This is a genomic window from Hymenobacter sp. UV11, from assembly GCF_004684095.1.
Classification (GTDB): Bacteria; Bacteroidota; Bacteroidia; order Cytophagales; family Hymenobacteraceae; genus Hymenobacter.
In genome coordinates, this window is the sequence record NZ_SRII01000019.1 from 30,797 (window position 1) to 51,490 (window position 20,694).

20 protein-coding genes are annotated in these 20,694 nt (G+C 65.0%); 5 read left to right on the forward strand and 15 right to left on the reverse strand.

Going from position 1 to position 20,694, the window contains the following annotated elements:
- Positions 1 to 41: 41 nt before the first annotated feature.
- Together E4631_RS23610 and E4631_RS23615 are read left to right on the forward strand one after the other, a co-directional pair.
- Positions 42 to 1,307 carry a hypothetical protein gene (locus E4631_RS23610; RefSeq protein ID WP_205704301.1) on the forward strand — a complete coding sequence of 422 codons (1,266 nt, stop codon included), beginning with the start codon at positions 42 to 44 and terminating at the stop codon, positions 1,305 to 1,307.
- 11 nt (positions 1,308 to 1,318) lie between these two features.
- Positions 1,319 to 2,227, forward strand: coding sequence for a glycosyltransferase family A protein (locus E4631_RS23615; RefSeq protein ID WP_133657745.1), 909 nt, complete (start codon positions 1,319 to 1,321; stop codon positions 2,225 to 2,227).
- 182 nt (positions 2,228 to 2,409) lie between these two features.
- On the opposite strand, the gene E4631_RS23620 is transcribed toward E4631_RS23615, so the two are convergent.
- The 7 genes from E4631_RS23620 to E4631_RS23650 form a co-directional block, all read right to left on the reverse strand.
- On the reverse strand, positions 2,410 to 2,778 hold the full coding sequence (locus tag E4631_RS23620; RefSeq protein WP_133657744.1) for an FdtA/QdtA family cupin domain-containing protein: 369 nt from the start codon (positions 2,776 to 2,778) through the stop codon (positions 2,410 to 2,412).
- Positions 2,779 to 2,825: 47 nt separating this feature from the next.
- Positions 2,826 to 3,929 carry an OmpA family protein gene (locus E4631_RS23625; protein WP_166648097.1) on the reverse strand — a complete coding sequence of 368 codons (1,104 nt, stop codon included), beginning with the start codon at positions 3,927 to 3,929 and terminating at the stop codon, positions 2,826 to 2,828.
- Between the two features lie 103 nt (positions 3,930 to 4,032).
- Complete coding sequence (locus tag E4631_RS23630) at positions 4,033 to 4,830, reverse strand: LytTR family DNA-binding domain-containing protein (protein WP_133657742.1); 798 nt, start codon at positions 4,828 to 4,830, stop codon at positions 4,033 to 4,035.
- 6 nt (positions 4,831 to 4,836) lie between these two features.
- On the reverse strand, positions 4,837 to 5,355 hold the full coding sequence (locus E4631_RS23635) for a flavodoxin family protein (protein ID WP_133657741.1): 519 nt from the start codon (positions 5,353 to 5,355) through the stop codon (positions 4,837 to 4,839).
- 9 nt (positions 5,356 to 5,364) lie between these two features.
- Positions 5,365 to 6,375, reverse strand: coding sequence for a sensor histidine kinase (locus tag E4631_RS23640; protein ID WP_133657740.1), 1,011 nt, complete (start codon positions 6,373 to 6,375; stop codon positions 5,365 to 5,367).
- 35 nt (positions 6,376 to 6,410) lie between these two features.
- The gene (locus tag E4631_RS23645; RefSeq protein ID WP_133657739.1) at positions 6,411 to 7,277 is read right to left on the reverse strand and encodes a hypothetical protein; all 867 of its coding nucleotides are present in this window, start codon (positions 7,275 to 7,277) and stop codon (positions 6,411 to 6,413) included.
- Between the two features lie 9 nt (positions 7,278 to 7,286).
- Positions 7,287 to 7,736, reverse strand: a complete 450-nt coding sequence (locus E4631_RS23650) for an ABA4-like family protein (protein WP_133657738.1) — start codon at positions 7,734 to 7,736, stop codon at positions 7,287 to 7,289.
- 188 nt (positions 7,737 to 7,924) lie between these two features.
- On the opposite strand from E4631_RS23650, the gene E4631_RS23655 reads away from it, so the two are divergent.
- The 3 genes from E4631_RS23655 to E4631_RS23665 all read left to right on the forward strand — a co-directional run bounded on the left by E4631_RS23655 (position 7,925) and on the right by E4631_RS23665 (position 11,857).
- Positions 7,925 to 9,337, forward strand: a complete 1,413-nt coding sequence (locus E4631_RS23655; protein ID WP_133657737.1) for a TlpA disulfide reductase family protein — start codon at positions 7,925 to 7,927, stop codon at positions 9,335 to 9,337.
- A gap of 74 nt (positions 9,338 to 9,411) precedes the next feature.
- Positions 9,412 to 10,980, forward strand: coding sequence for a TlpA disulfide reductase family protein (locus E4631_RS23660; protein WP_133657736.1), 1,569 nt, complete (start codon positions 9,412 to 9,414; stop codon positions 10,978 to 10,980).
- Between the two features lie 91 nt (positions 10,981 to 11,071).
- Positions 11,072 to 11,857: a hypothetical protein gene (locus tag E4631_RS23665; RefSeq protein ID WP_133657735.1), complete on the forward strand. Its 786-nt coding sequence runs from the start codon at positions 11,072 to 11,074 to the stop codon at positions 11,855 to 11,857.
- 29 nt (positions 11,858 to 11,886) lie between these two features.
- Here the strand turns inward: E4631_RS23665 and E4631_RS23670 are convergent, their stop codons facing one another.
- The 8 genes from E4631_RS23670 to E4631_RS23700 form a co-directional block, all read right to left on the reverse strand.
- The gene (locus E4631_RS23670) at positions 11,887 to 12,765 is read right to left on the reverse strand and encodes a DUF481 domain-containing protein (protein WP_133657734.1); all 879 of its coding nucleotides are present in this window, start codon (positions 12,763 to 12,765) and stop codon (positions 11,887 to 11,889) included.
- 9 nt (positions 12,766 to 12,774) lie between these two features.
- Complete coding sequence (locus E4631_RS23675) at positions 12,775 to 13,896, reverse strand: AMP-binding protein (protein ID WP_133657733.1); 1,122 nt, start codon at positions 13,894 to 13,896, stop codon at positions 12,775 to 12,777.
- Between the two features lie 52 nt (positions 13,897 to 13,948).
- Complete coding sequence (locus tag E4631_RS26860; protein WP_262709816.1) at positions 13,949 to 14,080, reverse strand: hypothetical protein; 132 nt, start codon at positions 14,078 to 14,080, stop codon at positions 13,949 to 13,951.
- A 19-nt stretch (positions 14,081 to 14,099) separates the two neighbouring features.
- Positions 14,100 to 14,414, reverse strand: a complete 315-nt coding sequence (locus tag E4631_RS23680) for a hypothetical protein (RefSeq protein ID WP_166648096.1) — start codon at positions 14,412 to 14,414, stop codon at positions 14,100 to 14,102.
- A 587-nt stretch (positions 14,415 to 15,001) separates the two neighbouring features.
- Positions 15,002 to 15,475 (reverse strand): DUF305 domain-containing protein, encoded by a 474-nt coding sequence (locus E4631_RS23685; RefSeq protein WP_240735208.1) that lies wholly within the window; start codon positions 15,473 to 15,475, stop codon positions 15,002 to 15,004.
- Between the two features lie 224 nt (positions 15,476 to 15,699).
- A complete protein-coding gene (gene menB, locus E4631_RS23690; protein WP_133657731.1) occupies positions 15,700 to 16,524 on the reverse strand; it encodes a 1,4-dihydroxy-2-naphthoyl-CoA synthase in 825 nt (274 codons plus the stop codon).
- A 122-nt stretch (positions 16,525 to 16,646) separates the two neighbouring features.
- A complete protein-coding gene (gene menD, locus E4631_RS23695; RefSeq protein WP_133657730.1) occupies positions 16,647 to 18,395 on the reverse strand; it encodes a 2-succinyl-5-enolpyruvyl-6-hydroxy-3-cyclohexene-1-carboxylic-acid synthase in 1,749 nt (582 codons plus the stop codon).
- 8 nt (positions 18,396 to 18,403) lie between these two features.
- A complete protein-coding gene (locus E4631_RS23700; RefSeq protein ID WP_133657729.1) occupies positions 18,404 to 20,551 on the reverse strand; it encodes a M20/M25/M40 family metallo-hydrolase in 2,148 nt (715 codons plus the stop codon).
- Between the last annotated feature and the right edge of the window lie 143 nt (positions 20,552 to 20,694).

Genomic DNA, 20,694 nt, shown 5'->3' on the forward strand with positions numbered 1-20,694 from the left:
TTAAGCTCCTACCATCTTCAATTGCCCGCGGTGGTGCTGCCGTGCACCTGCGGGCGTTTGTGCGCGGTTCGCTGGGCACGAGCGCTGCCTTGCTGGCGCGGGCGGTGGGCTCTTTGCTGCTTAATAAAATCATTGTGCTGTATGGCGGGCCGGGTAGCCTGGCCCAGCTAGGCCGGTTTCAAGCGTTGATGGGCTTAGTGGGGGCGCTGCCCGCCACGGGGGTGCAGGTGGGCGTAACTACTCACCTGCCACCCCTGCACGCTGGTGCGCCACGCTATCGGGTTTGGCTGGGGGCCGCCGCCTGGCTTACCGGCCTGCTGGTAGGGGTAGGAGCCCTCCTGGTAGGGGCCCTGGGGGGCGGGGAGTGGCCAGTGGGCCGAACGGTAATTTTTGGTCTGGCTATGCTGTTGGTAACCGGGCAGTCGCTGCTCGGCGCGGCGCTACTGGTAGCGGGTCGGCGCGGGGGCTACGTGGCCTTGGCCGTGGCAATTGGCGCCCTAGGCCTAAGCGGGGTCGGCCTGATGCTTGTCCTGGGCCAGCCAATAGGCCGGGTGCTGCTGGGCTATGTGGTGGGGCAAGGGTTCTCATTTGGGCTGGCCTGGGTGCTAGCGATTAGGGCGGGCTTGCTGCGGGGCTGGCGGCCGGGCTGGCCCAGCCAGGTGGCGGTGCGTGGGCTGCTTCGCTTCGTGCTGATGGCTGCGGGCACGCAGCTTTTTGGGCAGGCCATCGGCTACGTGCTACGGGCCTACCTCATCAAGCACTACACGCCGGCCGCCACCGACTTGTGGCAGGCCGTAGATAAGCTCTCGGGCAACTATGGCATGGTCGTAGCGGTGGTGCTCGGCACAGTTTTCCATCCCCGGCTGGCGGCGCTCGCGCCCCAGCCCGCCGAGCAGCGCCGCTACGTGAACTCGGTAGCCGGGCTACTGGCGGTGGGGCTGGCGCTCGGGCTAGGACTATTATTTGTGGTTCGCCGGCCACTGCTAAGCTTGCTATTTGCCCCGCGCCTGGCCGCCGCCGCCCCGCTGCTGGCCCCGCAGCTGCTCGGCGACTGGGCCAGGTTTTTGGGCTCTCTGTTTAATTACAACCTGCTGGTGCGGGGCCGGCCGGGGCCCTACCTGGCTGTGCAAGCCGGTGCGTCGGTGCTCTATAGCGGCCTGCTCATGGGGCTGGTCCCCAGGCTAGGCCTGCCGGGGGTAGTAGATGCCTACGCCCTCCACTACTGGCTGCTGTTGATAGGCTACGTGGGGTGGTATTATCGAAAAGGCGCGCTCGCCCGCCGCTCGCCACTAATCAATCCTACCTAAAAGCCCGCATAATGCCACCCCTCGTTTCCATCATTGCCCTCTGCCACAACCACGCCCGGTTTCTGCGCACGGCCCTGGACTCCATTCTGGCGCAGGACTACCCCCACCTGGAAGTGTGGCTCGTGGACGATGCCAGCCACGACGGTAGCCCGGCCATTCTGCGCGAATACGCCCAGGCGTACCCCGGCTGGCACCTGCTGCTGCTGCCCGAGAACGTAGGCAACTGCCGGGCCTTCAACCGGGCCTTTTTCCAGAGCAAGGGCGAATTTATTATTGATTTTGCGACCGACGACGAGCTACTGCCCCGGCGCATCAGCCAGCAGGTGGCGCTGTTTGAGGCCCTACCCCCTAGCTACGGCGTGGTGTACTCCAACTGCGAGCTGCTGAGCGAAACCGGCCAATCCCTGGGCCTGCATCAGCGCCCCGACCCGCGCCACCCCGGCCAGCTGCGCCCGCGCCCGGCCTCGGGCTGGGTCTTTGCCGACGTGCTGGCCCGCTACTTCATCAGCGCGCCCACGGTGCTGGTGCGCCGGGCTACCTTGCTGGCCCTTAACGGCTACGATGAGGAGCTGAGCTACGAGGACTTCGATTTTTGGGTGCGGGCCAGCCGCGACTGGCAGTTCCATTACCAGGAGGAGGTGACGACCCGCAAGCACAAGCACCCCCGCAGCAAAAGCGCCCAAGTCACCAGCCGCCGCGACCCGTACCTGGCGTCTACCATCCGCATTTGCCACAAAGCCCTGGCCCTGTGCCGCAATGCACCCGAGCTGGCCGCCCTGCGCGTGCGCCTGCGCTACGAGCTGCGCCACGCCCTGCGCCGCCGCCAGCTGCCCGAAGCCCGCGAGTTGGCCCAGCTGCTGGCCCAAACCCGCCCGCCCGGCCTGTTGGGCTTATTTTTTAAGCTGTTAGCCAGTAGCTGAACTGGCTTTTTAAATTAGCCTACGAGAAGCCAGTTGCTTCTGCGTCTTCTGCGCAAACCTCTGCGTCTTCTGCGGGCTAAAAACTCCTGGTACTGTATGCCAATCTAACTTGTCAGGTCAATTAGCCATTAGCCTTTTTTCTGAGCTGCTGGTCATTAACAAAGAAGCTAACGGCTAACAGCTTAGTACACGTAGTCGGCTTCGTCGTACTCCTGCGAGGCCAGGCACAGCAGTACCGCGCCGGGACTGAACTGCACCTCGCGCCACGAGCCGGGCGGCACGTACAGCGCCTGGCCGGGGTGGCTCAGCTCAAAAGTGTGGCGGGCAAAGCCGGGCGCCTCCACCGTGATGCGCAGCGTGCCGTTGAGGGCCACAAACACCTGCTCCAGCGTGCGGTGGGTATGGCGGCCGCGCGCCTGCCCGTCGGGCACCGCCGTAATCCAGTAGGCGCGCTTCACGGCAAAGGGCAGGCTAGCTGATTCGGCCACCGTGAGCCAGCCCTCGGCGGCCGCGCCGTGGGTAGGAAGCGTAAAAATGTGGGGAAGCGTCATGCAGCGAGTGTGGCCGGCAAAGATAAAGCCGGGCTGCCGGGCGCGGCTTACGGAATTTCGCTCACCTCCACGCGCCGGTTGCGCACGTCGGGCGAGGGGTAGAGCGGGCGCGTGTCGCCGTAGCCCGCGGTGTCGAGGCGCTCGGGGCCGATGCCGGCTTTCACCAGATACTCCTTCACGGCAGTGGCGCGCTGTTCCGAGAGCACCTGGTTTTTGCCCGGCTCGCCCACGCGGTCGGTGTGGCCGGCCACGCGCAGACGCAGGCCCGGCCGAGCCCGCAGCGTGGCCGCCAGCTCCTCAAGGGCCGGGCTGGCCTCGGGCAATAATTCGGCCTCGCCCTTCTTAAACAGCACCGTGGGCAGCACAACGGGCGCCGGGGTGGGGGTAGGGGCCGGGGCGGGCGCGCTGGCCGCGGGCGGGGCCGGGCGCAGGGCCGAATCAGTAAGAGCCGGGCGCGGCGCGGGCAGCGGGGCCGCCGCTACGGGCGCGGGGCGGGCCGCCGGCTGGGTGCCTGCCACCTGAATAGTGATGGGCACTACCGGGCTCTCCGGGGTGGGGTAGTAGCCCTGGGTGAGGTAAAAGGTGGTGGTCCGGCGCAGTCGGGTGGGGTAGGTGTTGCCGGTGGCCACGGGCCGTTTCAGCTCGGCGTCGGCAAACCAGCGCACGTCGCGGCCCGATACGCGCAGCGTGCTCAGGGCGCCCGCCCGCACCGTGGCCGCCGACTTCAGCCTGACGCGGTAAAACGTAAACTCGCCCGTGTCACAGTCGCCGTGCGGCGCATAGGTGGCGTGGCCGGTCAGCTTTTCCTCCTTGGCATGGTAGGTAAACGTGATTTCGCCATCGCCGCACCAATAGCTGGAGGATGTGCGGCCGGTTTCATCCAGCTTGCGCACGTGGCGCAGCCGCAAGCCGCCGGCCGTGCGCGGGCCTTCCATCTGAAACGTGACCGTGATGCTGGGCTCGTCGCCAATCTGCTCGTAAAGAATGCCGAACAGCTCCTCGCCCGCCCCGCGCTGCACCCGCAGCACCGAGGGGTAGTAGCGCGCCGCGCCGGGGTCTTCTACCCCCTGCCAGGCACCCGTTAACGATTGGGCCTGCGCCGGCCCGGCCAGCAGCAGCGCCCCAAACCCATACCAAAAGCTGCGTTTCATAAAAGCGAAAATAGGCCACTGGAACGTCATTCCGAGCTTGCCGAGCATTCTCAAGAAGCGTTTTTTCAAGCGAAAAAAATCCTTTACTAAAAAAAATAAAACCCTACCCCTCCAGCCAGCTCTTCACGGCGCTGGCCTTCTCCTTGCTCACTAGCACTTCCTCGGTGGGGGCGGGGGCCAGCTCCACCAGCAGCTTGCCGCCGAAGTGGGGCACCAGCCGGCGCACGGCCGGCAATTGGGCAATCAGCTGGCGGTTGAGCCGAAAGAAGTGGGTAGGGTCGAGCAGCTTCTCCAGCTGCTCCAGGGTGTAGTCTACCACGAAGCGGCGGCCGTCGTGGGTGGCGAGCGTGGTGGTTTCGTGGCGGCTCTGAAACCAGGCGGCCTCGGCGGCGGGCAGGGGCAGCAGCGTTTCGCCCTGCCGCACCAGAAACCGCGTCTTGTACGGCTGCTGGGGCCGGGGTAGGGCATCGAGCAGGCGCTCTAAATTGACTGAAGAATTGGGAATGACGAAGGAGGAATTACGTACTGCTACTTCTTCATTCACAAAGCGCAGCTTTTGAAGCGCGGCCTGCAAGTCGGCCAGCTTGAGGGGCTTGAGCAAATAATCGATGCCATTGGCCCGGAAGGCTTGCAGCGCGTACTGGTCGTAGGCGGTAGTAAAAATGACCGGGCTGCGCACCAGCGTTTGGGTAAATACGTCGAGGCTGAGCCCATCGGCCAGCTGTATGTCGCTGAGGATGAGGTCGGGCGCGGGGTGGCTATCTAGCCAGGCCAGCGCGCCGGCCACCGTGTCGAGCACGGCCAGCACCTGCGCCGTGGGCGCCGCCTGGGCCAACAGCCGTTGCAGGCGCTCGGCGGCCGGGTATTCGTCTTCGAGAATGAGAATGCGGAGCGGGAGCATAGGTAATCAGGTGGCCGGAGTAAGCTGCGCCCGAAAGGCACCAAGGGCTTCGGTCCACAAGGGGGCGGCGAGGGGATATTTTTGGGAATAATACAAGCTGCCGCCAAACGCCATGTCGAAGTAGCGGGCCGTGCGCCGAAACGGTTCCTCAAAGCCGGGTGGCAAAGCCGCATCGGTGCCCGTAGCCAGCAAGAGTACCCGCTTGCCTCGTAGCTGGCGGCCCAGCGACTTATCGCGGGTTGTCAAATCAGTAAGCCGGTCAAAAAAAGTCTTCAGGAGCCCACTCATGGCGTACCAGTACACGGGCGTGGCCAGCACAAGGGTTTCGTGCGCCAGCAGCTGCCGGGTAAGCTCCGAAAAGGCATCGCCAGGGGGGTAGTGTCCCGTGTAGGAATAAGGGGCCAGGGACATAGCTAGCAAATCCGTCACCACGCAGTCGGCTGGCGCAAAAACGTGGCGCACCAGCGCCGCCGTGTGGCCCGCCGACCGGGCACTGGCCAAAAGCACAAGGGGAGCAACCGCCATAAGCGCAGACTAAGTTGGCGGCAGCAGGGGCAGCGCCACGGCAAAGATGCCGTCCGCCTGCGTAATCTCCACCGGCCGCGCCGCACCGAGCAGGGCGTAACGCTGGCGCACGTTGGCCAGGCCCGTGCCGGTGCCGGGGGCCAGGCCGGCGGGGCGCGGCTGCCAGGTGTTTTCGACGCGCAGCGTGTCGCCCTCGGCCACCAGGCGCAGGTGCAGCGGCCGGGCCCGCGAGGCCTCGTTGTGCTTGAAGGCGTTCTCAACCAGCACCTGCACGCTGAGCGGGGCCACGTGCCGGGCCAGGCAGGGGGTAGGGAGGTCGTAGCTCACCTGCACATTGTCCCGGAACCGCACCTTTTGCAGCGCCACGTAGGTCTGCACGAAGGCCAACTCCTCGGCCAGCGGCACGGTGGGGCGCTCGCGGCTCAGCAGCACGTAGCGGTACACGTCGGCCAGGCCCTCCACGTAGTGCTGGGCGCCTTCGTTTTCGGGCTCGATGAGGGCCGATAGCGTGTTGAGCGAGTTGAACAAAAAGTGCGGGTCGAGCTGCTGGGCCAGGGCGTCGAGCTGGGCCTGCTGCTGGGCCTGGGCCAGGTGGTCGGCCCGGCGCAGGTTGGTTTCCCACTGCTCAAACAGGTGCCGGCTCTCGTACACGAGCAGCACAATGAGCGTCGAAACCAGGTTGAGAGCCGTTTCGCGCAGGCCATCCAGCAGCCCCAGGCGGTAGCCTTGCAGGGCCGCCAGGCCCGCGCCGAGGCTCAGCGTCACGAGCAGCGTGTAGGCCACGGCGCCCGCCGCCAGCCACCACAGGCGGCGGGCCGTGTGGCGGGCCTGGGGCCAGCGCCGCAGCAGCCAGCCCCACAGCCCCAGGTTGCCAAACCACAGCGCCAAGGTAAACGTGAGCGAGATGCCGTAGGCCACCAGCCAGTAGAAACCCAGCGGCTCGTTGAAGATGCCGCGCGCCACCAGCTCCAGGGCCGCCACCAGCCAAATGCCCCAGCTCAAAAACCGCCGATTGTTCATGGCCGCGAAGGTCGGGCTACTTGGCACGCTTGGCGCTACAGCAGCGGCCGCCCGGCCAGCGCCTGGGCCAGCAGCCCGGCCACCGCCGCCACGTACAGCGCGGCGCCTACCCCCGTCAGCAGCGCGGCCCGGCGTGGCACGCGGCGGCCCAGCGCCCAGCCCAGCAGCGGCAGCGCCTGCAGGGCGTGCATGCCTAGAAAGTGGGCCGTGCGGACATCACCTGCCACGGTGCTCCAGCCCAGGCCGGGCAGGCCGGGGCCACCGTCGGGCGCGCCCACGGTGTGCTGCATCTGGTGAATCATGAAGCCACCCAGCGCCGAGCCCACCAAAAACACCAGCAGCCCCAGCCGCAGGCCCCACACGTAGCCCGCCGACCCGTGCGGCCGGTAGCGCCAGGCCAGGTACACTGCCCAGATGGTCATGGCTGTATTGACGAGAATAAAAATTCCCATCAAGCTGAATAAAAGGCCATTGACGGGGCTACTCACGTTGTAGTGCGAGCTTACGCCGCGCCCGGCCTGCATGAAAATAATCACTATCTCGACCACCATGCTCAGCGCCACGGCCCCGCTGAGGCGGCGCACGCTGCGCTGCGCCGGGGCCGGCAGGTCGGCCAGCAGCCAGGCCAGCGTCCAGGTATAGGCCAGGCCCGAAAGCGCGAATTTGAGCGGCTTGAGCCACACCAGCGCCCCGGTTACGTGGCGCTGGTCGAGGGGCAGCAGCGCCAGGGCCGCCACCGTGAGGCCCACGTGCAGCCAGCCGGTATAGCTCAGGGCGGGGTTCACGCGGTGCAGCACGCACAGGGCTTCGGCCACGGCCGACTGGGCCGACGCGAGGGGGGTAGGGGCCGGCCGGTAAGCCTGGGCGTTGACCTCAAACGGGGATGCGAGCAGCGTTTTCATAAAGTTATATTATTGATTTTCAAGAGGTAAAGATTTATCGCCAAAAACCCGGCGCACGCCGAAATACACCAGCAGCCCCACCGGCCCAAACAAAAAGGTGAGCGCCAGCGCCGGCACCAGCCAGCCGTGGGGCACCCCGCGCCGCTGGGCATCGCGCACTTCCCAGGCCCCCACGAACAGGTCGAAGCACAGGTAGTGCACCCAGCCCGCCAGCAGCGCCCACGGGTCCCGGAACAAGGCCGCCACCTGCGCCAGTGAGCCAAAGCCGCCCTCGCTGCCGTGGCCATTGAGGTAGTATGTGGTGATGAGCGCCGCGTAGGCGGCGGCCAGACCCAGCGACCATGCGCTGCTGAGCACCAGTCGCTTCGTAAAGCGCCAGCGCGGGGCCAGCACCAGCAAGGCCCAGCCCAGCATAGCGAGCGGGTTGGCCAGAGAAAACAGGAAGTCGGGCGTCGGCATGGGGTCGTTAGGGGGGGTAGTAACTGCGTCAAAACTACGGGCTCCCTACCCCCCTCCGCTAGCCCAAAAGGGGTGAAGCCGCCCGCCCCGCCGGCCAACCCGCCAACTGCGGGGGGCGAAGCAACCACTAGCATCCGTCCAGGCTCTTATATTGCCGTACCTGTTTCCACCTCAGCCAATTATCGCGTATGCTGCCGCTCCTACCCGCCCTCACGCTGGGCACTGCGCTTCACCTGCTGGCGGCGTCCGGCCCGCCTATCACGCGCTTCAGCGGCCACCTCGACCACGCGCCGGCCGGCGATACGGTGTCCGTGTGGCTGGGCCCTCACCCCTACAAAGCGGCCCTGAGCGCCAGCGGTGACTTTGCCCTCACTATAAAAGACCTGAAGGCTCCGGTGCTTGGCAGCCTGAGCTACGCCCGCCAGCGCACCATGTGCTACCTCACGCCCGGCGACCAGCTGAGTCTGAAGCTGGACTTTGCTGATTTTGATAAAACGCTGGTGTACAGCGGCCGGGGGGCGGTGGCCAACAACTACCTGGCCCAGTCGCTCTACAAATTTGAGTATGGCCCGGCCGGCGCGGTGCCCCGCCCGCAAGACCAGCGCCAGCCCACCACCACGCCGGCCGAGGCGCGCCAGTACGCCGATGCTTTCCGGCAGCAGCAGCGCAGCTTCCTGGCCAGCTATGCCAGGGCGCACCCGCTGCCGGCGGCCTTTCAGCAGCAGCAGGCGCTCGATGTGGATTTGCAGTGGGGCCGCTTTCTGCTCGACTACCCGGCCTACATCCGCTACAAAACCAAAGCTGAGGCGGTGCTGCCGGCCGATTATTTCAGCTTTTTGTCGCAACTTCCCCTCCACCAGCTCGATAGCCAGGCCGAACGCGAGCCCGTGCTGCGGTTCTTGAGTAGCTATGGCAACCGCCTCGACGTCGCTACCCCGCTCAGCGCCGACCCCGCCAGCGCCCACCGCCTCTACGCCCAGGCCACGGCTGACCTCGGCCCCGGCCGCGCCCGCGACTTTGCCATTTTTGAGCTGTTGAGCGCCCAGCTTATTATGGGCGATGCGGGCGCCGTGGTGACCGCCTACCCCACGTTCCGCACCCAAAACCGCGACTCGACGCTGGCTCACTCCCTGCGCGCCATCCTGCAAAAGCAGGCGCCCCTGCTGCCCGGCAAGCCAGCCCCGGTATTCAGCCTGCGCAATGCCAGCGACCAGCCGGTGTCGCTGGCCGATTTCAAAGGCAAGGTGGTGTACCTCGATTTTTGGGCCAGCTGGTGCGTGCCCTGCCTGGCCGAAACGCCCGCCGCCGTGGAGTTGAAAAAACAATTCGAGGGCCGCGAGGTGGTGTTCCTCTACGTGTCGGTTGACCGCAGTGCCGCCGACTGGGAGAAGTCCTTGGCCTCGCATCCGTTGACTGGTGCCAACAGCGTACACCTGCGCGACCAGGACGGCCCGGCTTCCACCCAGGCCGCCTACCAGGCTAACGGCATTCCCAGCTATTGGCTCATCGGCCGCGATGGGCACATCGTGCTGGCCCACGCCCCGCGCCCCTCCGACGGCCCCAAAACCGTGGCCGCCATCGAGGCTGCGCTGAAGAACTAGCTAAGCGCAAATCCGGCAGGGGAGGGGTAGGCCCGGCTATCTTTGCCTAGCTGGGCTTATTTGTCAGCATTATTATGGCTGTTACCTTGACTTGCCGCGCCCTTGAGCGTAAGGCCCTGCTTTTGAGCCTGCTGCTAGGGATAGGGCTGCTACTGGGCGGGCCGATGCCGGGCGCCGCGCAGCGCCGGCGGCCCGCCCTACCCCCGCCGCCGCCCTTCAAGGCGCCGCCTTTTCGAGCGGCCCCAACGGCCCTGGCCGCTGCGCCCATCGGCAATGGCGTGGTAGTGGGCGGCCACCTCGACGCCGTGACGGCGGCCACCATCAGCCTCAGCTACGCGCCCGACTGGCGCGGCCGCCCCACCCAGACTGTGACGGCCAAGGTGAGCCCGGCCGGTGACTTTCGCCTGGCCCTACCCCCCCTGGCCGGCCCCACCGAGGCGCGCCTGGGCTACGGCAGTGAGTTTGCGACCCTGTACCTCACGCCCGGCAACGACCTACGGGCCACCTTCGACCCCGGCCGCCTCGACCAGACCATTGCCTTCAGCGGCGGCGGGGCCAATGCCAACAACTACCTGGCCCGCAGCTACCTGCTAGCCAGCCAGGACGATGAGGCCCGCCGCACCCCCGATGCCCGCGCCGCCACTCTCAGCGCCGCCGAACTGCGCCGCACCGCCGATGCCTACCGCCTGCGGCGGCGGGCGGCGCTGACCGGTTTTGCGGCGGCGCACCCGTTGCCGGCGGCTTTTCTGCGCCAGCAGCAGCAGGCCCTCGACTACGAGTGGGCCAGCTCGCTGCTGAGCTACTACTCGCGGCAGTCGGCCGAGCGGCGGCGCGATGGCTACGCCACCCTGCCCGTTGATTACTACGCCTTTATGCGCGAATTGCAGCTCGACCGGCGCGATTCCTCACTCACCCAGAGCGCCTTTCAAAGCGTGCTGATGACCTACGGCTTCACCCAGCTCAACGACCCGGATGGCAACCTGCCCACCGGCCGCAACGCCGGTGACCGCCTCTACCAGCGGGCCACCGACGTGCTCGGCGATGGCCGCGTGCGCGACGTGACCGTGGGCCAGTATCTGCTGGGCAAGGTGGAAAGCGAGCACACCGACATTCGCCCGCTGCTGCCCGATTTTCGGGCTCACAACCACGACTCGACCATTGCCCGCGACTTGCGCCAGGCGGTGCGTGCCCACCTCGCCCTCGCCACCGGCCAGCCCGCGCCCGACTTCACCCTGCCCGACGCCAGCGGCCGGCCAGTAGCCCTCAGCAGCCTGCGCGGCAAGGTGGTGTACCTCGATTTCTGGGCCACTTGGTGCGCGCCCTGCCTGGCCGAAATGCCCGCCAGCCTGGCCCTGCGCCAGAAATTTGCGGGCCGCGATGTGGTGTTCCTCTACGTCTCGCTCGATAGCAAGGCCGCCGACTGGCAGCGCTACCTGGCCACCAAGCAGCCCGCCAGCCCCAACACCGTGCAGCTGCACGACGCTGGGGCCTTCGAGGGCCCGGCCGCTAAGGCCTTTGGGGTGCAGACCATTCCGAGCTACTGGCTCATCGGCCGCGATGGCCGCATTATTGCTAACCACCCGCCGCTGCCTTCCAGTGGCCCGGCCATGGAGGCGGCCTTGGAGCAGGCCCTCAAACCTTAGCCGCACTACCCGGTTAAGCACCTCTGTAGTGTTACTATTTTAACGGCCCGGCCGCGCGTTGCGTACTGGCCTTGTGAAAGGATTAATTTGTTTGTTTACGTTTATTAATCAGCTAGTTCGCTATTGGTTGGGAGTGCGCTGGTGGCTCGTGGCGGGGTTGCTGGCGGCCGTGGCCGCGCCGGCCGTGGCCGCGCCATTGGGGCCGGGCTGGCCGCGTTTGAGCCAGGCCCCGCGCGATACCGCGCGGCCGGCCCCGGTGTTTGCCCGCCGCCGCCTGGTAGTGCAGATTGACTCGCGCTACTCCATCATCAACGGCAAGTTTTCTATTATTAACGGGGTGAAGCTGGGCCTGGAGTGGCGCGGCCGTGTGCGCACCGGGGCCGCGTTCTACTTCCTTAGCAGCCGCATTCCTACCCGCCTCGAACCGCCCGATAATGCCGCCGACGAGGCCGACGCTACCCTGCGTTTCTACAACGTGGCGCTCTATGGCGAGTACATCGTGCTCGAAAACCCGCGCTGGGAATTGGGCGCCAACCTGCAGGGCGGCATGGGCGCGGTGCGCATCGAATACAACAACGAGGACTACAACCGCGTGCGCTCACCGCGCGACTTCATCGCGCTCGTCGAGCCTTCGATGGCGGCCCAAATGCGGCTGTTTTCCTGGGCCAGTCTGGGCGCGGGCGCGGGCTGGCGGCAGCCGCTTTTCGTGCCCGAATTGGTGCGCCGCGAAATCAGCGGCCCCGTTTTCTACGTGCGGGCCAAGGTGCTCATCGGCCCGCTCATTCGGGTAGTGCGCAACCGCGAGCCGCTTTTTTCGCAAAAAGACCTGCGCATTCACGGCGTAGACGCCCGGACCCGCCAAAAATTCTACGAGTAGCAGGGTAAAAAACGGCCCTCATCGGCCACCTACTTGCCCGTCGAGTAGGTAAAGCCCACCGTGAGGTTGGTATTGAGCGAGCTGCGGTTTTCAACTGCGATGCTCTCGTAAGAGTACGTGTAGGCGGCCGTGAGGGCCAGGTGGCGGCTCACGCTAAAGTTCAGGCTGCTAGTGGTATTGAGGCGGTAGTCGTTGGTAAAATCCTGCAGCGAGGGCTGGTAGAAGCCCAGCGCCGTGAACACCACCGGCCCCTTACTGAAGCGCAGCTTGAGGCGGGTAGAGGAGCGGGGCACCTGCCGCCGCAGCCCTTCGAGAAACTCGGTGTGCTCGTAGATGAAAAACTGACTGACCGTCACCTCGTTGCGCAGCGTATCGAGGTAGAGTTGGTAGCCTACCCCCCCGCCCACCACGAAGCGCCGGGCAATGGCGCGCAGGTTGCTTTGCTCGCCCTCGGCCAGGGCGTAGTACTTGAGGCGGCCGCGCTTGTAGGCCGGCGTGAACAGGCCCAGCAGCTCGCGCTCGCGCAACAGGCCATCCTGCTTGCCGTAGCTGTAGTTGAGGGCCGCCGGCAGCAGCCAGTGCTTGCCCAGGGCCAGGCTGCCGGTATGGCTGGTAGTGAAGTAGATACGCTCCACGGTGCCCGTGCTGTAGATGCCCGTGAGGGCCGCCGTGTAGCGAATGCCCCGGCCATTCACATTGTACGTTTCAAACTCGGAGGAGGGTAGGCCGCCGGCCGCGCTGACGCTGGGTGCCACCACCGGCGCGGCCGTGGTATCGGCCTCAATGTGCGTCCTGGTCGAGTCGGGAATCTGGCCGAGGGCCAGGGCTGGCAGCGCCAGGCTCGTGGTGGCCAACAGGCCGGCCCGCCAGCGCCGCCGCTGGGTAAAAAAGCTAGCTAATCTATTCATCAACAAGAGTTAAGGTTGGCGGCGGGGCTGCTCCACGCACCGCATCGTAGCCGCCCGGTCGAGCTTGCCCGAGGCCGTCGACTTAAAAGCCGGCACGTAGCGCACCGTCTTGGGCACTTCGTACTTGCCGAGGCGCTCGGCCAGCAGGCCCAGCAGGTTGCGCTCGGTGGGGGGGGGTAGGGCGGCGCCCTCCACGTAGGCCGTCACGGCCTGGCCGAGGCGCTCGTCGGGCCGGCCGGCCACGAAGGCACGGCGCGTTTGCCCCAGCTGGGCCAGGGCCACGTCGAGCACCTGCTCTACCTTCTCGGCCTGCACCTTCACGCCGCCCGAGTTTATGACGAAATCGACCCGGCCCAGCCAGTCGAAGGTATGCTTATCCAGCAGCTCGATGCGGTCGTTGGTCACGATGAGTTTATCGTCGGTCACGTCGCCGCGCACCGTGAGGCAGCCGCGCTCGTCCTGGCCCAGGTGCAGGCCCGGCAGCACGTGGTAGTGCAGGCTGGCTTTGGGTCCATTGAGCAGCCGCAGGGCCATGTGCGAGGCCGTTTCGGTCATGCCATACGTCAGGTACACCGGCACGGTCAGCTGCTGAATTTCGGCCAGCAGGCTGGGCTCCACGCCCGCGCCGCCCACCAGAATGGCCCGCATTTTATCCAGCCGCCCGGCCCGGCCTGCCGCCAGCATCGCCCGCAGCTGCAGGGGCACGAAGGCCGCAAAATCAAACTCAGCCTCGGCCGGCACGAAGTTAAACGGGTCGGCGTGCGGCTCCACGATGGTCAGGTGCATGCGGCGCTCCAGCCCACGCACCAGCATCATCTTGCCACCAATAAACTCGCAGTTGAGGCAGACGAGCGCCCGGTCGCCGGGCCCCAGGTCGAAGTAGTCGCCGGTGCGCGCCGCCGAGGCCACCAGCTGCCGCCGTTTCAGCACAATGAGCTGCGGCTGCCCGGTGCTGCCCGAAGTGCGCAGCCCAAACTCGTGCGACCCCAGCAGCCACTGGCGCAGCAGCTCCAGCACCTTGGCCTCGTAGCCGTTGAGGCGGGCATGGGGGGTAGGGCTCTGCTGCAGGCTTTCGTAGCTGAATTCGCGGCCGTTGAGCAGCAGGGAAGTGGGGAGGTTGGGAGTAGGCATGGGGAGCAAACTAAAAATCGGAGCGCGCAGCCAGCTAGTCGCTGCGTGGGCGCTAGCTCAGCAGCCAGCGCTGGTAGGTTTGGGCCGAAGGCACTGTCTGGCGGCTCAAAAGTAGTAGTAGCGCGCCGTAGGCAACCAGTATCCCCGCGTGGTACGTGAGCAGGTAGGCGGCGAGCAGGGGCAAGCCCAGCAACCCCAGCAGGCTATTGCACCACTAATCGGCTCTGGTAAATGCGCATATTTTCGGTGTAGGGTCGCCGGATATTGGGCCTGATGCGCCGGCACACCACGTATAGCGCCACGCTCACCAGCGGCACCACTACCAGCAGCGCGAGCACTACGGGCCAGGTAGCCAGCCGCGAACCGGTGGCCGTCAGCCCAATAGCCTGGTGGCGCCCGGCCAGCGCCACCCCACCCAGCAGGCCGCCCTGCACCCCAAAGTGAAGCCAATGTCTGCGCCGGAAGCGCTGCATATTCTGATTATACTCCGCGTCGGTCATGGTAGGCTTGGCGCTCAAACTGAGCACCTATTCATGTAAGTTGCTACCATAGCCGCTGGTTTACTTGTCATAACTTCTGTGCCACGTAGCCTTAGGGTTCCACTGGCCAGGGCCGGCTCGCCAGGGGCCCGGTAGCGTACTTAAACAGGCGGCGGGGCATATCGGCCCAGCTTAACATTCCGAAAAGCGGGGGTAGGCCGTAGAGTAAAAGCCGAGCTGGTTCGGAGATTACTGGAATGACATTTTTTTTCAGACGGTCCTTGATAGATGAGACAAAAAAGGTGAGTGAGTACTTGCTTTTTCGAAAAAAATGTCGTATATTGAGCCAGTACCATCCTCCTTGCTGCCATGCCTACTCAGCCGCATCCTACCGCCCCTATCCAACATACCGACGCTACCTCCACCGCCTGTCCCAAGCTCGCGGCCCTAAAAGCCCGCGCCAAAGCCCTGAAAAAGCGGCGCCAAGAGGAGCAGCGGCGTTTCTTTGTCGCCGTTTGCAGTAGCTTTCACGCCCTTGGCTTTAGCTTTTAACCAGTGAAAATTTCTTACTACTAAAAAAGCCCCGTTATTCACAACGGGGCTTTTTCTATACAGTGAGGGAACGCTTACGGCTGCTCTTTGAGTCGTTTTATCATCTGCTTCATTTCGCCGATTTCGCGTTTTTGCGCAGTAATAATGTCATCGGCCAGCTTGCGCACTTCGGGGTCCTGAATGTTGGCCCGCTCACTGGTAAGAATGGCAATGGAGTGGTGCGGAATCATAGCCTCCATCCACCGGATATCACCCACAAACGACTGGGTGCGCATCAGAAAATATACTACTACAAACAGCATAGTACCCGCGCCGCCGATAAACAGGTTCACCCAACGTTTAGGGTACATCGAGCCCATAAAACCTAGCATAATGAAGGCCATCGGCACAATCATCAGGCACGTCATGTAGAAGCGCATGAGGCTGAAATACACGTGGTCCCACTCATAGGTGTTGAGGTACATCACCACGTACATGACGACGAACGACACGCCAAGCGTAAGGAAAAACTTGGGGTAGTGATTGTGCTGCATAGGTTGTTGCTGCATGGCCGGGAGTTGCGTTTAGTAAGAAGAGCCTTTTCTAACGCTCCGATTAGCAGAGGGTTACGCCTGATAAATAGGTGGCCTTGCGGCCTCAGCTGTACTTGGCTTGGCCTCGAGCTTACCTAACGGCCTAGCTGCCAGCGTCCTAAACAGGTAAGAAAAAACGTACAGAATTTCTGCCTTTGCAGAAATTCTGTACGTTTCACTAGCTAAAGCTGCACGGCTCCCTACGGGAATTTCGGGAATTTCGAGAAGTCGGGCTGGCGCTTTTCGAGGAAGGCATTTTTACCCTCCTTGGCTTCCTCGCTCAAGTAGTAGAGCAGGGTAGCGTTGCCGGCCAGCTCCTGAATCCCGGCCTGCCCATCGAGCTCCGCGTTGAAGCTGGATTTCAGCATGCGCAGCGCCAAGGGGCTCTTTTGCAGGATTTTATTGCACCAGCCTACGGTGGTTTCTTCCAGCTTATCGAGGGGCACTACCTTGTTGACGAGGCCCATATCGAGGGCTTCCTGGGCGTCGTACTGGTCGCAGAGAAACCAGATTTCGCGGGCTTTTTTCTGGCCCACGATACGCGCCAGGTAGCTCGCGCCAAAGCCGCCGTCGAACGAGCCCACATTGGGACCGGTCTGGCCGAAGCGGGCATTGTCGGCCGCCACCGTGAGGTCGCACACTACGTGCAGCACGTGGCCGCCGCCGATGGCCCAGCCGGCCACCATGGCAATGACGGGCTTGGGAATGCTGCGAATCATCTTCTGCAGGTCGAGTACGTTGAGGCGGGGCACGGCGTCGCCGCCCACGTAGCCGCCGTGGCCGCGCACGCTCTGGTCGCCGCCCGAGCAAAACGCCCTACCCCCCTCGCCGGTGAGGATGATGACGCCGATGTCGGTGCGGTTGCGGCAGATGTCCATCGCCTCAATCATCTCATCCACCGTGAGCGGCGTGAAGGCGTTGTGCACCTGCGGCCGGTTGATGCTGATTTTGGCAATGCCCCCGTGCTGGGAGAAAATGATTTCCTGGAACTCCTTAATCGGGGTCCACGCTATGGGTTCGGACATAAAGGTTGGATTTGAGTTCTGCGTCTTCTGCGCAAAGCCTCGGCGACTTCTGCGGGAAACGCCGTTCTCACGTTTTAGCCCGCAGAGGGCGCAGAAGTTTTCGCAGAAGACGCAGAGTTGTTCTACGAAAAGGCTTGGCGCACGGCGGCGCGGTATTCTTCAAAAAAGGCGGCGTTGGTACGCGAGTCGGTGAAGACTTCGAGCACGGCCGCACCGGTTTCGGCTGCAAAGAAAACCGGCAGCGCGGCATTGAGTTCGACAAACGAGGATACGGGGAAGTAGCGCAGGCTAAAATCGCGGCACAGGTTCTCGGCCGTGAGCGCCTGGGTGGTTTCAAAAAACTCGTCCAGCTCCGGCTGCTGGCGCGGCCCGTCGATGAGCCGGAAAATGCCGCCGCCGTGGTTATTGAAGAGTACGACCCGTAGGTTGGGGGTAGGGTACTTGTGCCAGAACGCGTTGCGGTCGTAGAAAAACGCCACGTCGCCGGTTAGCAGCACTACCGGCCGCTCGGGCTGGGCCAGCGCCGCGCCCACGGCCGTGCTGTTGCAGCCATCGATGCCGCTGGTGCCCCGGTTGGCGAAGACTTCAATTTGGCGGCCTTTAGGTAAGCCCAGAATATTGGCGTAGCGCACGGCCATGCTGTTGGCAGGATGTAGCGCCGTGCCATCGGGCAGAGCCGCCAGCGCCTGGCGAATGGCCGAAAACTCGTTGAAGGGCTGGCCGTCGGCCGCAAAAAAATTGCTGAGAAACTGGGCAGCGGCCGCGTCGGCCTGTTGCCAGGTGAGGGTAGGGGCAGTGGGTCCGGTTGGACTCGAAGCCGCCGCCCGGTCATAATCCTTCGTTTCAAAAGCTGCCAATTGCTGAAAAAATACCGCTGGCTGCACCCGAACGATACGCGTGAGGCTGCGAAACGTGTCGGCCACCTCGCCGGCTGGCTGCAAGTGCCAGTGCTCGGCGGGCGCCGCATCGCGCAAAAACAGCTTCAACGCCTTCGAAATCAGCGACTGGCCGAAGGTGATGAGCAAGTCGGGCCGTAAGTCAGCCTTTTGCTCTTTAGACAGGCCGGCTAGGAAAATATCCTGCCGCCGCACGGCCGGCACGTTGCCCACATTGGCAATGGTATCGGCCACCACCGGCACCTGCCGCACCTCGGCAAACTCGTAGAGCGCGGCCGTCAGCGTCGGGTTTTCGGCCTGTTGGCCGGCCACTACCAGCACACGCCCGGCAGTGCGCAGCTGGCGGCGCAAGTCCAGGATTTCGGCGGGGGGTAGGATGGTATTGGCGTGGTCGTCGCGAACAATCTTCACATCCTGCTCGTACACAATCTCTTCCCCCGGCTTCGGATAAAACGGCTCGCGCAGCGGAATATTCACCTGCACCGGCCCGGCAGAAACAGCCTGCGTCAGATTAATCGCTTCATTGATAATTCGCTCGGCGTGCCACTTGGCATCGGGGTGGGTAGTGTCGGCGGGAAAATCGAATGCGGCTTTGGCGTGCGCGCCGTAGAGGTTGCGCTGGCGGATGGTCTGGCCGTCGAGCTGGTCTATCCATTCGGGCGGACGGTCGGCGGTGAGGATGAGCAGCGGAATCTGCTGAAAAAAGGCCTCCGCCACGGCGGGCGCGTAGTTGAGGCCGGCCGTGCCGCTGGTGCACACCAGCACCACCGGCCGCCGCGTGGCCTGCGCAATGCCGAGGCCGATGAAGGCGGCGGCCCGCTCGTCGGGCACCACGCGCAGCTTGCCGCGGTAGGCCGGGTGCCGGGCAAAGGCCAGCGTGAGCGGCGCCGAGCGCGAGCCGGGCGACAGGATAACGTCGGTGATGCCGTGCCGGGCGCAGATTTCGGCGATGTTGAAAACGGCTTGGTTGTTCATGCAGTCGGTTAGGGTCGGGAGCGGGGGGTAGGGCGGCGGGCCGGGGCGGCCGGGCCTTCGGTTTGCAGCGCGCCGAGCAGGCGCACCAGGCTGGTCAGGTCGCGGTAGTCGAGCACTTCTACGGGCGAGTGCGAGTAGCGGCCGGGCCACGACAGCGGCACCGACGGAATGCCGTAGTTCATAAATTCCATGCCGTCGGTGCCGCCCACCGTCATACCTTCCTGAATGGCAATGTGCTGGCGGTCGGCCAGCGCGTGCACGTGCTGCACCAGGTCGCGCCGGGCAAAATTGATGCTCTCCACCACCCGAATAACCGCGCCCTGGCCCAGCGGGCAGTAGCCAAAGGCCGGCGACTCCTGCGGCGCATCCGACGACACGAAGGTGTCAATCGGGTACACCACATCAGCATCGCGCAGGCTCTGCGAGGCGTAGGCCGCACCCAGTAGGCCGATTTCTTCGCCCGTCGACCACACGTAGGTGACGCGGCAGGGCAGCTTGGCGGGGTCGAGGTGGCGCAGGCTCAGCAGCAGCGCCGCGCAGCCGGCCCGGTCATCGAGGCCGCGGGCAGCGGCGCGGTTGGGCCCCAGCGGGCGCACCGCCTTGGGCATGGTCACGGTGGTGCGGCCCACTTGGATGCCCGCCGCCTGCGCCTGCTGCGCCGACGCGTAGCCCGCAAATACCGTGAGCGACCCGGTCGCCGCGCGCTTGGTGGCGCTCAGGTACTGCGGGCGCGGCTCAAACACGGCCGGCACATCGGCCTGGCCTGGCCGGTGCAGCAGGGCCGGCTGGGCTTCCCACAGCCACGGAAACGCGCCGCCTTTCATACTGAGCACCAGCCGCCCATCGGGCCGAATGGAATCGACTACGAAGCCCACTTCATCCATGTGGGCCACGAATACCAGGTGTTTTTTGCCCTGCCCAAAGCTCAGGGTGAGGTTGCCGGCCTGGTCGGTAGTGGGCTTGGCCCAGGCGGGTAATTGCCGGGCAATGAACTCGCGCACGGGCGTTTCGGCGGTGCTCACGCCATACTGGCCCACCAGGCCCGCCAGCAGTTGGGCTTCGGGAGTGGCCGCCGGTGCGGGCAGCTTGGGCAAAACGGGAGGGGTAGGGACCTGGGCTACGGCCGCGCCCGGCGCGCCCGCCGCCACTAGCCACGCCCGGATGAGCTGCTGCACATCGGCCACCGCCACCGCCTCAACGGGCGTGTGGGCGTAGCGAGCGGGCAGCCCCAATAGATAAGTGTGGGAGCTGGCCAGCTGCGTATTTGGCAAAACCGGCTTGCGCGCCGGCCGGGTAGGCTGCGCCAGGGTTTGGCCGGGTAGGGACGTGAACTCCTGGTCGGCCAGGAACTGGCCCGTGCCCTGGGCCTCCGCCTCCAGGTTGCGGTCGAAGCGGTACACCTCGTTGAAGGGGCCGTACTGGTTGGCCACGGCCTCAAAACCCTTGCCGTTGAGCAGGTCGAGGGTCGTCCAGGCGATGATGGTAGTGCCGGCGGGCGGCGCGGCCAGCAGCGCCTGGGCGGCGGTGGCCAGGGCTACGACGGCGGCTTTTTCGCGCATGGCCGGCGCGGCTATCCACTGCTGCGCCACGAGCACGGGCTTTTTCTCCAAGGCCACGGGGTCGAGTAAGTGAATACCCTGCTGGGCCACGGCCGCCGCCGAATTGGCACCCACGTCCAGAAAAGCGGCTTGCCACGAAAAGGGGGGTAGGGTGCGCTCGGGCGCGGCCCGCAGGTTGTCGTAGTGCGAGGAGGGCACGGTCGAAATGCCGTTGCGCGGCCCGCTGGCCGTGCCAATGCGCACGTCGTGGCCTTCCAGAAACTGGTGATATAAAGCGCCGACCGCCCCGCCGCCCACCGGGGCCACCCGCAGGTAGCCGTTGGCCTGAATCTGGCTCACCACGTAGCCGGGCTCGTCGAGCGGGGCCGTCAGCAGGCGGCGCGGGCTGCCGCTGCCCAGCACCAGCACGAGGTTGCCGAGCCGGTCGTGCCGCAGGGTGCCGGCCCTAAACAACTGCTCTACGAAGCGGCTGGCTTCCTCCTCACGGCCCGTCACGGCGCTGGTGCGCGCGTAGGATTGTAGCAAAGCGGGCAATTGTGCCTGGGCCGACAAAGCCCAGGCGCTCAGTAATAAGAGGAAAGTAAACTGGCGTGTCATAGGCAGAGAGAGAGTTGAGTAGTAGCGCGAACTTTGTAGTTCGCGACCCGGAATGAGCTAGCGGCGCGGGGCCGCGAACTACAAAGTTCGCGCTACTCTGCACGCGCCCTGGCAAGGTAGAGCAAGAACGCGCCACGGTGCAT

What these genes read in the sequence shown, in the direction of transcription:
- E4631_RS23615 (WP_133657745.1), top strand. Translation starts at nt 1,319, where the DNA reads ATGCCACCCCTCGTTTCCATCATTGCCCTCTGCCACAACCACGCCCGG.
- E4631_RS23620 (WP_133657744.1), bottom strand. Translation starts at nt 2,778, where the DNA reads ATGACGCTTCCCCACATTTTTACGCTTCCTACCCACGGCGCGGCCGCC.
- E4631_RS23625 (WP_166648097.1), bottom strand. Translation starts at nt 3,929, where the DNA reads ATGAAACGCAGCTTTTGGTATGGGTTTGGGGCGCTGCTGCTGGCCGGG.
- E4631_RS23630 (WP_133657742.1), bottom strand. Translation starts at nt 4,830, where the DNA reads ATGCTCCCGCTCCGCATTCTCATTCTCGAAGACGAATACCCGGCCGCC.
- E4631_RS23635 (WP_133657741.1), bottom strand. Translation starts at nt 5,355, where the DNA reads ATGGCGGTTGCTCCCCTTGTGCTTTTGGCCAGTGCCCGGTCGGCGGGC.
- E4631_RS23640 (WP_133657740.1), bottom strand. Translation starts at nt 6,375, where the DNA reads ATGAACAATCGGCGGTTTTTGAGCTGGGGCATTTGGCTGGTGGCGGCC.
- E4631_RS23645 (WP_133657739.1), bottom strand. Translation starts at nt 7,277, where the DNA reads ATGAAAACGCTGCTCGCATCCCCGTTTGAGGTCAACGCCCAGGCTTAC.
- E4631_RS23650 (WP_133657738.1), bottom strand. Translation starts at nt 7,736, where the DNA reads ATGCCGACGCCCGACTTCCTGTTTTCTCTGGCCAACCCGCTCGCTATG.
- E4631_RS23655 (WP_133657737.1), top strand. Translation starts at nt 7,925, where the DNA reads ATGCTGCCGCTCCTACCCGCCCTCACGCTGGGCACTGCGCTTCACCTG.
- E4631_RS23660 (WP_133657736.1), top strand. Translation starts at nt 9,412, where the DNA reads ATGGCTGTTACCTTGACTTGCCGCGCCCTTGAGCGTAAGGCCCTGCTT.
- E4631_RS23670 (WP_133657734.1), bottom strand. Translation starts at nt 12,765, where the DNA reads ATGAATAGATTAGCTAGCTTTTTTACCCAGCGGCGGCGCTGGCGGGCC.
- E4631_RS23675 (WP_133657733.1), bottom strand. Translation starts at nt 13,896, where the DNA reads ATGCCTACTCCCAACCTCCCCACTTCCCTGCTGCTCAACGGCCGCGAA.
- E4631_RS23685 (WP_240735208.1), bottom strand. Translation starts at nt 15,475, where the DNA reads ATGCAGCAACAACCTATGCAGCACAATCACTACCCCAAGTTTTTCCTT.
- menB (WP_133657731.1), bottom strand. Translation starts at nt 16,524, where the DNA reads ATGTCCGAACCCATAGCGTGGACCCCGATTAAGGAGTTCCAGGAAATC.
- menD (WP_133657730.1), bottom strand. Translation starts at nt 18,395, where the DNA reads ATGAACAACCAAGCCGTTTTCAACATCGCCGAAATCTGCGCCCGGCAC.
- E4631_RS23700 (WP_133657729.1), bottom strand. Translation starts at nt 20,551, where the DNA reads ATGACACGCCAGTTTACTTTCCTCTTATTACTGAGCGCCTGGGCTTTG.